Genomic DNA, 12,988 nt, shown 5'->3' with positions numbered 1-12,988 from the left:
TCCCCCGCCGGGCCACGCGGGACCGTGGAAGCATGATTCGACTAGCCCGTATCGCCGCCTCGTGCGCCGTGGTCGCCCTGCTCGCCTCGTGCGGGACGGCCACCACCGCCACCCCGGCGGCCCACCCGAGCCACGCCGGGGGACATGGGGCCAAGGTCGCGCCGGTGGCCGCCCCCTTACGCGACGGCGAGCGGTTCGAGTCCCTGACGATGGCGGAGCCCTACACGCCGCACGCCCCCAACGGCGGCACCGACGACTACCGGTGCTTCATCATCGACCCCAAACTGACGAAACAGGCGTTCCTGACCGGAGCCCAGTTCCAGCCGCAGAACGCCGACATCGTGCACCACGCGATCTTCTTCCGGGTAGACCCCCGGCAGGCCGCCAAGGCGAAGACGCTCGACGACCGCACCCCCGGTCAGGGCTGGACGTGCTTCGGCGACGCCGGCGTGGACGACGCCTCGTGGGTGGCGCACTGGGCGCCGGGCACCAACGAGACGCTGCTGGACGCGCGCTACGGCTACGCGTTGCCGCCCGGCAGCAAGCTCATCATGCAGATCCACTACAACACGCTGAACGTGGAAGGCACCCCCGGCTCCGACAAGTCGGGCATCCGGCTGCGGCTCACCGACAAGACCCTGGAGCCGTTGGAGACCGCGCTGCTGCCGGGGCCGGTGGAGCTGCCGTGCACGCCGCAGGAGTCCGGCCCGCTGTGCGACCGGGCCGCCGCGGTCAAGGACGTGGCGCGCAGATTCGGGCCGGGGTCGGAGGAGCAGGCCGACCAGCTGGCCAAGATGTGCGGGCCGCTCAAGCCGGGGCCGACGCAGCACTGCGACCGGCCCGTCCCGGGGCCCATCACGCTGCACGCGATGGCCGGGCACATGCACCTGCTCGGGCGCTCCATCAAGGTCGAGCTCAATCCCGGCACGCCCAAGGCGCAGACGCTGCTGAACGTCCCGAACTACGACTTCGACGACCAGGCGCTCCGCGTGCTGGCCAAGCCGGTCACCCTCAAGAAGGGTGACATGCTGCGGGTGACCTGCACGCATGACGCCGGGTTGCGCGCTCGGCTGCCGCAGCTGCGCAAGGTGCAGCCGCGCTATGTGGTCTGGGGTGAGGGGACCAGCGACGAGATGTGCCTGGGCCTCGCCATCTGGTCGAAAGCCAAATAACGCAGGGCGCACGCACACCGCCAGGCCGGTGTGCGTGCGCCCGTGGTCGGGTCAGCCGAGCATGACGTGATCCAGGCCGGGGGGCCGCCGCCCGCGGTCGGAGTGTCAGCCCAGCGTGACCCGGTCCAGGTTGGGGCCGCCGCCCTCGGTCGTGGCCGTGAGACGGATCGTGTTGGCCCCCGCCTGGAGGTCTACCGTGACCGTGCCGTCCGCCCAGGTGTCCCAGTTCGCGGTGGCGGGGAAGGACCGGGTGGTCACCGCCGTGCCGTTCACCGCGACCTCCATCGGCCGGTCCACCGCCGTCCCATTGGCGTACCGGATCGTCAGGGGCGTGGCGCCCGCGGCGGCGGCGTTGACGGCGAACTCGACGTAGGAGCCCACGAGGTTGTCGTAGTTGACGAAGCCGGTCCCGGTGAAGCCGGTGTGGTTGGACTCCGCCACACCCTGCGAGATCGTCGCGCTCTCCGCCTGGTACTCGGTGCCGGGCGAGGTGACGGCCGACACGTCGATGTAGTCCGCGTTCGGGCCGCCGTTCGCGGTGGTGGCCGTCGCGCGGATGGTGTTGGCCCCGGCGGTCAGCGGCAGCGTGAACGTGGCCGTCGCCCAGGTGTCCCAGTCGCCCGTGCTGGGGAAGTCGCGGGTCAGCGTGGTGCCGTTGGCGGTGATGGTCATCGGGCGGTTCACCGTCGTGCCGTTGGCGTACCTGAGGGTGACGTTGGCGTTGCCGGCCGCGGTGGCGTTGACGGTGTACTCGACGTACGAGCCGACGACGTTGTCGTAGTTGACGAAGCCGGTCCCCGAGTAGCCCGCGTGGTTGGACTCGACGACGCCCTGCGAGATCGTCGCGTTCTCCGCCTCGTAGTGGGGGGTCACGGTGGTGGGCCGGGCGCGGATGAGGCGGGTCTCGCCGGGGCGCAGGGTGGCGCTGTAGGAGGAGGCGACGGTGCCTTCTGAGCCGCCGGACCACAGGTTCGTGACCTCGGCCGGGCCGGTGAAGCCCACTTGCGACCAGGTGACGCTGACGGTGGAGTTGCCGGACGTACCGGTGTTGTAGAGCGCCACGATGTAGTCGCCGTTCGACTCCCGTTTACGCCAGACCTGGTTGACACCACTGTTCACAACCCGGCTGGCCGCGACGCCGTCCTGGTCGACGGCGATGAGCCGGTCGTTGGTCAGCATGGCCAGGTCGGTCGAGGTGAGCGCGGTCAGGTCGGTGCCGAGCAGCAGCGGGCTGGAGATCATGGCCCAGTGCGTCATGTGCGTACGCCGCTGGTCGGCGGTCAGGCCGACCTGGTCGCCGTTGCCGACCTCCAGGGAGTCGTAGTCGTTCCAGCCGCCAGGAGCGGCGTACTGCTGCCAGCTGGCGGCCGAGGTGAACCGGCTGGAGACGTGCGACCAGTCGGTGAGGGGGAACCCGCTGCCGTTCGCGCCCGGACCGCAGTAGCACTCGACGTCGCCCTGGGTGCGCCAGCTGTTGGCCAGCCGCTTCCAGGTGGTGGCCTGGGCGATGGGCAGGTTGTTGGACAGCGCGAAGTTGATCGGCCGGCCGGTCTGGCGCAGCGCCTTGTCCCAGGCTTCGACGTCGGCGACCGTCGTCGCGTCCACGCCGTCGATCTTCAGGTAGTCGACGCCCCACGAGGCCATCTGGTTCGCCCAGGAGTTGATGAACAGCTGCGCGCCGGGGTGGGAGTACTTCAGCCGGTACATGTTCTTGCAGTTGTAGTTCTTGTGCGTCTGCGAGGTGTCGGCGATGTCCTGCGCGTGGTAGGAGGTGCCCTCGACCGGCTTGTTGGCGGTGACGGCGTTCTTGGCGATGCCGGGCGTGACGTAGAAGCCGAACTTCAGCCCCTTGGCGTGCACGTAGTCGGCCAGCGCCTTGATCCCGCTGGGGAACTTGGCGGTGTCGACGGCCCACCGCCCGAAGCCGTCGACCTGGAAGCCGTTGGAGTCGCACTTCTGGTAGAAGTCGTCGAGGTTGATATAGACGTAGCCGTGCGCGGCCAGGCCGCTGCTGACCAGCGCGTCGGCCTGGGCCTTCATCTTGGTCTCATCGGGCCAGCGGCGCACGAAGCTCCAGCTGCTCCACCCCATGGCGGGCCTGATCGACAGGCCGTTGTCGGACGCGGCCGCGGGCTGCAGGCCTGCGAACAGGCCCGCTAAGAGCACCGCCACCGCCGTGACTATCCCTCTCCCTCTCACGGGATTCTCTCCTTCGCTCGTACGGCCGGCCCGGTGGGCGCCAAGCGCCGTACGGGGCCGGGGACTGTCCAGGGAAACGCTCCTCCGGTGGAGCCGGCGCGCCGCCGCTACGTGCGCCTTGTGGGCCGTGGCCTCCGTTGGTGCCGGCCGCCGTGCGAAGCGTCCGCGCCCGCACGGCGGCCGGGGTTCAACCGATCGTGACGCGATCGAGGTTCGGACCGCCGCCGGCCGTGGTGGCGGTGGCGCGGATGGTGTTGGCGCCCGCGTTCAGCGGGACCGTGATCGACTTGGTCGTCCAGGTGTCCCAGTTCGCCGTCGGGTCGAAGGCGAGCTCGTCGGAGACGAGGGTGCCGTTGACCGTGACGTCCATCGGCCGGTTCGCGGAGGTGCCGTTGGCGAACCTCAGCGTCAGCGTGGCGTTCCCGGCCGACTCGGCGTTCGCCGTGAACTCGACGTAGGAACCGACGAGGTTGTCGTAGTTGACGAACCCGGTCCCGGTGAAGCCGGTGTGGTTGGACTCCGCCACACCCTGGGAGATCGTGGCGTCCTCGGCCTGGTAGTCGGTGGTGGTTCCGCCGCCGCCCGGTGTCACGTCCACGTCGATGTAGTCGATGTTCGGGTTGCCGTTGGCCGTGGTCGCCGTGGCGCGGATCGTGTTGGCCCCGGCGTTGACCGGGACCGTGAAGGTGTCGGTGGCCCAGGTGTCCCAGGTGCCGGTGCTGCCGTAGTCGCGGGCGGCGAACACCGTCGTGCCGTTGACCGCGATCGCCGACGGCCGGTTCGTCGTGGTGCCGTTGGCGTACCCCATCTTGATCGTCGCCGTGCCCGCCGTGGCGGCGGTGATGGACCACTGCAGGTAGGACCCGGTGGCGTTGTCGCCGTTGACGTAGCCCGTGCCGCTGTAACCGGTGTGGGAGTTCTCGAAGATGCCCTGCGAGATCGTCGCGTCCTCCGCCTCGTAGCGGCCCGGCGGGGGTGTCGTGCCGCCGCCGGCCGCGTACTGGCCGCCGACCCACGCCTCGTCCACCCGCCAGCGGGAGACGCCGTGGTGGCCGGTCTTGGTGAGCCTGACGTAGCGGGCGGTGGTGGCGGTCAGGTCGATGACCTGCACGCCGCGCGCGTTCGGCACGGTGCCGGTCTTGACCGCGCTCCCCCAGCTCGACCCGTCGTTGCTGACGTGCACCTGGTAGCCGGAGATGCGGGCCGACCCGGACGACGGATAGACGGTCGAGTCCTCCCGCTGGTTGAAGGCCAGGTACTGGATCCGCTTGGCCGAGCCCAGGTCGAAGGTCAGGGACGCGGGCTCGGCGGCGTTGCTGTCCCAGTAGGTGAGGTAGTCACCGTCGCCCGCGGCCGAGGCGCCGTGGCCGCTGGTGGAGGAGCTCGCCGACAGCGTGACGCCGCTGTAGATGCCCTCACGGCCACTGGAGATCACCTTGAAGACCGTGTCGTACTGGTCCCAGGAGGAGATGCCGCTCAGCGTCAGCGTCCCGTTGGCCTGCGTGAACGTCACCGGCGAGCCGGTACGCAGGTTCGTCACCGAGCTGATCCGGTAGCCGTTGTCGCGCACGGACAGCGTGCTGCCGGACGGCGGCGTGACGACGTGGATGTAGTGCCGGTTGGGATCGGTCTTGGAGATCGTGGTCACGCCGTGGGCGCCGTTGTTCCAGAAGCCCGGTTTGAGCCCGCCGAACATGTAGCCGCCGCCCTCGGTGCCGCCGAGCGACTCCCAGATGTCCTCCAGATAGGTGTTGGCGAAGTTGTTGAAGCTCACCTGCTGGGCGGGGAACTTGCCGTTGACCATCGCGGTCTCGGCCATCAGCGCCTTCACCGACGATCCGGCGTTGGTGATGAGCCGGCCCAGCGTGAGCTTGCGGTCCACCGCCTCGTCCGAGCCGCCGTACCACCAGGGACCGCCGGTCGGCAGCTTGAAGTCGGCCTCGATCAGCCTCGGCAGCGCCGTGTAGACCGCCTGCGGGTAGTCGTAGGAGGGCGACATGCCGGTCTTCTGCTCGTTGCTGATCATGTCCATGATCGGCGTGTCTTCGTTGTTGTTCGAGATCGTCATGTCGGGGCGCTGCTGGTAGATCTTGGCGTAGAGGTTGTTGCTCTCCCAATAGGCGTTGTCGTTGTCGATCCAGAATCCGGCCAGCTTCGGGTAGCGCTGCATCTGCTCGAAGAACTGCAGGTAGCTGAACTCCCCGAACCCGTCACGAGTGGTCAGGTCCACGTTGTGGCCGACGTAGCTGGAGAAGGCGGAGGAGTTGAGCCAGTCGCCGGAACTGAGCCCCTCGTTGTGCCACTGCGGGTCGTCGGTCATGTAGTTGATGACCTTCAGCCCCTGCGCGTCGGCGGCGTCGATCAGCTCGCCCAGGAAGTCCCGCGTGGTGCGGCACGAGCCGGGGATCGACGACGGGTACGGCCGGGCGTAGCCGAGCCTGCTGTGGAAGGTGGCCAGGACGATGTACTGGGCGTGCAGCTTCTTGGCCTCGTTGACCCAGTAGGAGGCGCTCCAGCCGCCGTTGGTCACATCGGCCTCCCAGCCGCTGCAGCTGGTGTGCTGCGGCGAGGTGCGCTCGCCCCAGTGCAGGAAGAGGCCGGCGATCGAGTTGCGCAGAAACGCCTGCCGTGGGTGTTGCAGGTCGGCCCGGGCGGGCAGTGCGGTGAGCAGGCCGAGCAGGAGGGCGAGTACGGCGAATAACGCCGTACGCGACACACGGGACATATGCGTGCTCCTAGGGTCCGGTGATGTCGAGGTAGTCGAGGTTCGGGCAGCCGTTGGCGGTGGTGGCGGTGAGCCTGACCGTGTTCGCGCCCGCGACCAGGGTGGCGTTGACGGTCTTGCTCGCCCACGTGGTCCAGGCGCCGGTGCCCGCGAAGCTCAGGCCCGAGGCGACGACGGTGCCGTTGACCGTGACGTCCATGGGCCGGTTCGCGGAGGTGCCGTTGGCGTACCGGATGGTGAGGGTCGCGGGGCCCGCGGTGCCCTGCTGGAATCCCCACTGGGTGTACGCGCCCGCCACGTTGTCGGAGTTGACGAAGCCGGTGCCGGAGTATCCGGCGTGGTTGGACTCGACCACGCCCTGCGAGATCGTCGCGTTCTCCGCCTCCAGGCGGGTCGCGGTGACCTGCACCTGCTTGTAGGCCCGCATGTTGGTGAGCAGCATGTAGCAGTTCTGCAGCGAGCCCGAGGTGTCGCCGAGCGAGCGGTAGATGCCCCACTTGGGGCGGACCCGGTCGCCCAGGAACGTGTCGCCGGTCTTGGTGGCGTCGACCAGCGTGGTGCTCCCGTCGCGCAGCACCCAGCGGACCGAGCCCGCGCTGCCGTCGCCGATCTTGATCTCGTACTCGGCGTCGATCCACTTGTCCTGCAGCGGCTCCAGGTTGGTCCGGCCGACCAGGATGCCCTGCTCGTAGATCGTGTGCTCGATGGTCTGCACGCCGTTCACCCGGCGCAACGAGGTGGTCGTGATGGGCAGCCCGCCGGTGCCCGGCATCTTCGTCTGGCTGATGTGGGTGAAGGTCGTGGTGGCCTTCAGCGAGCTCGGGATGAACATCGAGTACGTGACCCGCCACGTCTCGCCCTTCAGCCACTGCAGGTAACCGCTGGGGTTGCGGGTGCCGGTCACCTCCTGCCGCTGCCGGTCGGTCATCGTGTCGCGGTCGACGGTGTGCATGTTGAAGCGGAAGTTGTTGCCTTCGGCGAAGATGTGCGGCTGACCGGCGGGGTGGGAGTCGGCGCGGTCGTCCTCGATCGTCTCGAACGCGCCGAGCCCGACCGACGACGCCTCCGGCGCCCACATGAGCTGCCAGGCGAGCGCCGCCGCGGCCGGGCGGGCGGGCAGGTACGGGGTGAGGAGCGCGGCGCCTACAAGGGTCCCCAGCTGGCGTCGGGTGATGTCCATGGCTTCCTATCCGATTGTGATCTTGTCGAGGTTGGGGCCCCCGTTGGCCGTCGTGGCGGTCGTCCTGATCGTGTTGGCCCCCGCCGTGAGCTGGACGGTGAGCGTGGCGGTCTGCCAGGTGTCCCAGTTCCCGGTGCCGGCGAAGTCGCGGTTCACGGCCGTGCCGCCGTTGACCGCGATGGCCATCGGCCGGTTGACCGTGGTGCCGTTGGCGTAGCGGATCGTCAGCGTCGCGGCGCCCGCCTGCGCGGCGGTGACGGCGAACTCGACGTACGAACCGGTGACGTTGTCGAGGTTGACGAAGCCGGTGCCGGTGAAGCCGGTGTGGTTGGACTCCACGACGCCCTGGGAGATCGTGGCGTCCTCGGCCTGGTAGTCGGTGCCGCCCCCCGAGGCGGCCGCCACGTCGACGTAGTCGATGTTCGGGTTGCCGTTGGCCGTGGTCGCGGTGGCCCGCAGCGTGTTGGCCCCGGCGTTGACCGGCACCGCGAAGGTGTCGGTGGCCCAGGTGTCCCAGGTGCCGGTGCTGCCGTAGTCACGGGTGGCGAACACCGTCGTGCCGTTGACCGCGATCGCCGACGGCCGGTTGGTGGTGGTGCCGTTGGCGTACCGGAGCTTGATCGTCGCCGTGCCGGCCGCCGCCGCCTCGAAGGCCCACTCGATGAAGGCGCCCGCCGCGTTGTCGCCGTTGACGTAGCCCGTGCCGCTGTAGCCGGTGTGGGAGTTCTCGAAGATCCCTTGCGAGATCGTCGCGTCCTCCGCCTCGTAGCGGCCCGGCGGCGGCGGGGTGCTCGCGCCCGGCAGACCCCAGGCGGCTCCCGGCGTGGCGATCGGCACCGGCGCGATCACCAAGTCCGGGACCGCGCCCGCGTAGAGGAGCACCTCACGGTTCTTGGGCAGGGTGATGCCCAGGACGCCGCCGCCCAGGTCCGAGACCGTGGCGGGAGTCCCGTCGTCGAGCACGGCGGTGACCGTGCCGGTCAGGCCGTGGTCGAGCTTGAGCGGCTCACCCGCCAGGCTCCTGACCCGGACGAAGCGGGTCGTGCCCGCCTGACGTACCGCGGAGACGAGGAAGGCGCCCTGCGTACGGAAGTCGTGCAGCGTGACGTCGGGCCACGAGCCCGGGATCGCGGGGAAGACGCGGACGACGCCGCCCCAGCTCTGGCAGAGCAGGTCGTGGATCGACTGCGAGGCCGACAGCGGCGTCTCGATGACCGGTCCGGCCTCGGTGTAGTGGGTGTTGGCCCGGCACGGATAGGAGGTCGAGGGGTCGAAGAACTTCAGCAGGTAGGACAGCGCCGTGTCGCCCCGCCGCATCATGGCGTACATGGAGGCGGCGCCGGTGTAGCTGTAGCCCCGGTGGGCGCCGGTCAGGGCGTGCCACCGGACGATCGACTTCTCGATCAGCGAGCGGTTGCCCGTCTGATCCCAGTTGACCAGGTAGAGGGGATAAATCATCAGAAGGTGGGAGTAGTGGCGGTGGGACTGCGCGTACGGCGTGCTGCCGCCGATCATGTAGCCGTTCGTGTCCGTCGGGTACGACACGAGCGTGCTGAGCACCTGCTGCCACTTGGTCTTCAGCGAATCGTCGATACCCAGGCGGGCGGCCGAGTCGAGCAGCGTCTGGCAGCCCCACCTGATGAGGGCCAGGTCGTAGTTGGTGTCCTGCGGCGGAACGGTCGGGTACTCGGGCGACAACGTGCTCGGCAGGTGCAGCTTGCCGTCACTGCCACTGGCCAGGAAGTGCAGGTAGTAGTTGATCGCCCGGCGCAGCAGCGGGAACAACATGTCCCGGAGCAGCGCGTCGTCCATCGTGTGCCGGTAGGACAGCCACACGTTGTGCAGCGCCCAGGTCAGGTCGCCGACCTCGGCGCCGCTGCCGGGCGTGCCGACGCTCCGGTTGGCGAACATGTCCGAGCTGCGGCCCACGCCCGAGGAGTCGCTGCGGTACGCGCTGGCCACGTTGGCGGTCAGCTGCGCCCGGTTCTGGTCGAGCGTGCTGGTGACCGAGTCGAGCTCCAGGTGGTTGGAGCCGTGGATGAGCCAGTACTCCAGCTGCACGTTGAGGTTCCACCACACGCCGGGCCACGGGGTGGGCTCCAGCCACGGGCCGGTCGTCGCCATCACCGGCGCGCCGGCGCGGGTGGCGGAGGCCACCTTGTAGAGCTGGATCCAGTGGAAGCTCTGCAGCCGCTGGTCCGGGAAGGACACGAAACTCTTGCGGTAGAAGGCGTGCCACCAGGTCCGGTGCGCCGCCCGCAGCGTGTCGTACGTTCCCGCGTTCTGGATCCGGCCGAGCGAGGTCGTCTCGGCCGCGGTGTTGGACGGGAAGCTGTGGGCGACCGACAGCAGCAGGAGGTTGCCGCTCTGCCGGTAGGCGGTGGCGGTCTGCCCTCCCCCGGCCAGCCCCTGGAGTACCTGCTTGACGTCGCCGGTGGTCTTGGTGGTGTAGGCCGGGTTGTGCGTGTAACCGGACGGCGGGTCCTCCGACGCCTGCCTGGGGCTGTCGGCCACCTCCGGGTGGAAGGTCCACCGGACCTGCTCACTGCCCGTGACCGAGGCGCTGGCCACGAACGTCTCGTCATGGATGAACGCGGTGAACGTGATCTTCCCCGACGAGGTGGTGACGGTGCCGGTCAGCTCGGCGTCCCACAGGCTCAGCCGCCAGTCGACGGCGGTGATGGTGCCGACGGGGTCCAGCGTGAGATGGCCGACGGGCAGCCGGCAGGTGCCGAACCCGCTGCCGAACTCCGGCCGGTGGTCCTGGACACGGCCGTGCTGGGTGGTGAAGCGGACCTTGTTGGCGGCCGGCTCCTTGTAGATCATGCTGCCGAGCAGGCCGTCCCCCAGGAACGGGCCCTCGTGCCAGAGCGTGGGCAGCTTGGCCCACAGCAGATCCTGCTCCCGCAGGAACGCGGCCCACTGGGCGTCCGAGGTCATCCGGACGTCGAGCGTCCAGGGCGCGGCCTGCGCCTCGGCATGGGCGGGGTTGGGGGTGCCGGTCAGCGCCGCCGCGGCCAGGGTGCCGAAGGCGCCACCCAGCACCACCCGGCGCGTCGGCTTACTCTCACTGTCGTCAGGTTCCATCACGCGTGGTTCTCCAGCTGCTCGGGGGGTGACAGGCGGCCGCGCCGAAGCGCGGCCGCCTGGTGAGGGGGCGTGCGTCACTGGATGTTGGTGCGCCTGATCACGTCGGCGTCACCGTTGCCGTTGTTGTCGGAGTTGGTGGAGCCGAACCAGATGGCGCTGGCGTTCGGCACCTTCTCCACCGCGCGGAGCCGGCCGTACGTCCCGTTGAAGTAGGAGTTGACCGTCGAGACGTTCTCGCCGTTGAGCACGATCCGCCACAGCCGCGTGCCGCGCAGCGCCGCCATGAAGACCGTGTTGTTCACGATGGCGATGCCGCTGGGCGAGGCCTCAGAGACGCTCCACGTGTACTTGGGGTTGGTCATGCCGGTGGTGCTGCAGGTGCCCTCGCAGGTGGGCCAGCCGTAGTTCTTGCCCGGCTGGATCAGGTTGAGCTCGTCCCTGGAGGAGTTGCCCAGCTCCGACTCCCACAGCCGCCCGGCCGAGTCCCACGCCAGGCCCTGCGGGTTGCGGTGGCCGTAGCTGTAGACGCGGGTGTTGAACGGGTTACCCGGAGCGGCCGCGCCCGTCTTGGTGATGCGCAGGATCTTGCCGTTGAGCGAGCTGAGGTTCTGCGCGTTGCTGCTCTGCTGCGCGTCGCCCGCGGTGACGTACAGGTAGCCGTCGGGGCCGAACCTGATGCGGCCGCCGTTGTGGTAGCGGTTCTTGTCGATCATGCCCTGCAGGATCGCGGTGTAGCCGCTGAGCGTGGTGCCGTTGAAGTTCATCTTCGCGACGCGGTTGCCCTCGGAGGCGGTGTGCATGAAGAACACCTCCTGGTCGGTCGTGCCGTTCCAGGTGGGCGAGAAGTCGAGGCCCATCAGGCCGCCCTCGCCGTCGGTGGTCACCACGTTGGGCACGGTGCCGACCTGCGTCTTGGTACCGGACGGGGTGATCTTGAACACCTTGAACGAATCCCGCTCGGTGACCAGCGCGTACGAACCGTCGGGCGCCCAGGAGATGTCCCAGGGGATGTCCCAGCCGCCGGCGATCGTGGTCGGCGTCTGCGGCACGGTGCCGCAGGTACCGGTCGTGAACGACGCGGACGCGGCGCTCGGGGTGGACAGCTGGTTGGCGCTGTCACGCGCGACGACGTCGAGCGTGTAGGTGTGCGCGCACTCCAGCGGCACGCTGGCGCTGGTCGCGGGCGGCGTGCCGGTGACCGTCTGCAGCACGGTGCCGGTGGCGTGGTCGCGGATCAGATAGGCGCGCACGCCGTTGTCATCGGTCGAAGCGGCCCAGGTCGCGGTCGCCGAGGTGGGCTGCACGCCGGTCACGGTGGGCTGGCCGGGCTGCGACGGCGGGTTGTCCGCGGGCGCGGGCAGCGTGCGGCAGTTCGCCTCCGGGCTGCTCAGCGACACGTTCCCGGACGCGTCCCGGGCGAACACCGAGATCTGGTACGCGAAGTCGGCGTTCAGCCCCGTCACCGTGTACGGCGGAGCGGGCGCGGTGGCGATCTGCGTGCCCTGGTGGAAGATGTCGTAGGCCACGACGCCGACGTTGTCGCTCGACGTCGGCCAGTCCAGCCGGATGCTGTTGTAAGTGATGTCACTGCACACCGGCTGACCCGGAGCGGTCGGCTTCTCGGTGTCACCGGGGCCGCTGACACGCAGCCGGTCCAGGTTCGGGCCGCCGTTGGCGGTGGTGCCGGTGGCTCTGATCGTGTTGGCGCCGGCGTTCAGCGTGGCGTTGAGGCTGATCTCCTGCCACGTGGTCCACGCGCCGGTGCCCGGGAAGGACTGGCTCGCCGCGATGGACGTACCGTTGACCGTGACGCTCATCGGCCGGTCCACGGTGGTGCCGTTGGCGAAGCGGAACGTCAGGGTCTGCGGCCCGGCGGTCGCGGCGCTCACCGCGAACTCGACGTAGGAGCCGGCCACGTTGTCGTAGTTCACGAAACCGGAGCCGGTGTAGCCTTCGTGGTTCGACTCGACGACGCCCTGCGAGATCGTGCCGCTCTCGGCCTGGTAGTCGGTGAAGTTGGAGCCCGAGGCGACCTCGGCCTCCAGGTAGTCCCAGTTCGGGTTGCCGCCCGCGGTGGTGGCGGTGGCCTTGATCGTGTTGGTGCCGGCGACGACCGGCGCGGTCAGCGTGACCGTCGCCCAGGTGTCCCAGTTCGTGGTGGCGTTGAACGCCCGGGCCGCGGCGACGACGGTGCCGTTGACCGCGATGTCGCTCGGCCGGTTGGCGCTGGTGCCGTTGGCATAGCGGAAGGCCAGCGTGGCGGTGCCCGCGCTGGGCGCGTTGATGGTCCATTCGACCGAGGATCCGGCGACGTTGTCGCCGTTGACGAAGCCGGTGCCGGAGTATCCGGTGTGGTTCGACTCCACGACACCTTGCGAGATCGTGGCGCTCTCCGCCTCGTATCGGGTGGGCGCCGCGGCGGCCGGAGGGGCCACGACCGTCAGCGCCCCGGCGAAGAGCGCGAGGACACCGGCGAGGACGCGGTACCTGCGTAAGTTCATTCGATCACTCCTGCGGGGGGTGGTATCTCGGCGAGAGATTGGAGCTTTTCATCGTGTTCCCACAAATAGTCACAACCGTCAACAGATTCTAGATCTTGGAACGCTCCAATCTTTAGGAAAC

Annotated in this window: 6 protein-coding genes; 1 reads left to right on the top strand and 5 read right to left on the bottom strand. The window is 69.2% G+C overall.

What is annotated here, in order from left to right:
- The first annotated feature begins 32 nt into the window (after positions 1 to 32).
- Positions 33 to 1,172 (top strand): monooxygenase, encoded by a 1,140-nt coding sequence (locus tag AB0B61_RS31840; RefSeq protein WP_358439635.1) that lies wholly within the window; start codon positions 33 to 35, stop codon positions 1,170 to 1,172.
- Positions 1,173 to 1,277: 105 nt separating this feature from the next.
- On the opposite strand, the gene AB0B61_RS31835 is transcribed toward AB0B61_RS31840, so the two are convergent.
- From AB0B61_RS31835 to AB0B61_RS31815, 5 genes are all read right to left on the bottom strand, one after another.
- Positions 1,278 to 3,371, bottom strand: a complete 2,094-nt coding sequence (locus tag AB0B61_RS31835; RefSeq protein WP_358439633.1) for a carbohydrate-binding protein — start codon at positions 3,369 to 3,371, stop codon at positions 1,278 to 1,280.
- A 187-nt stretch (positions 3,372 to 3,558) separates the two neighbouring features.
- Positions 3,559 to 6,096, bottom strand: coding sequence for a carbohydrate-binding protein (locus tag AB0B61_RS31830; protein ID WP_358439630.1), 2,538 nt, complete (start codon positions 6,094 to 6,096; stop codon positions 3,559 to 3,561).
- Between the two features lie 10 nt (positions 6,097 to 6,106).
- Positions 6,107 to 7,276, bottom strand: coding sequence for a carbohydrate-binding protein (locus AB0B61_RS31825; RefSeq protein WP_358439627.1), 1,170 nt, complete (start codon positions 7,274 to 7,276; stop codon positions 6,107 to 6,109).
- A gap of 6 nt (positions 7,277 to 7,282) precedes the next feature.
- Positions 7,283 to 10,363, bottom strand: a complete 3,081-nt coding sequence (locus AB0B61_RS31820) for a carbohydrate-binding protein (protein WP_358440031.1) — start codon at positions 10,361 to 10,363, stop codon at positions 7,283 to 7,285.
- Positions 10,364 to 10,440: 77 nt separating this feature from the next.
- The gene (locus AB0B61_RS31815) at positions 10,441 to 12,867 is read right to left on the bottom strand and encodes a PQQ-dependent sugar dehydrogenase (RefSeq protein ID WP_358439625.1); all 2,427 of its coding nucleotides are present in this window, start codon (positions 12,865 to 12,867) and stop codon (positions 10,441 to 10,443) included.
- Positions 12,868 to 12,988 lie beyond the last annotated feature (121 nt).

It is taken from the genome of Nonomuraea sp. NPDC049158, assembly GCF_040648335.1.
Classification (GTDB): domain Bacteria; phylum Actinomycetota; class Actinomycetes; order Streptosporangiales; family Streptosporangiaceae; genus Nonomuraea.
This window is presented reverse-complemented; position numbering and strand designations above follow the sequence as displayed.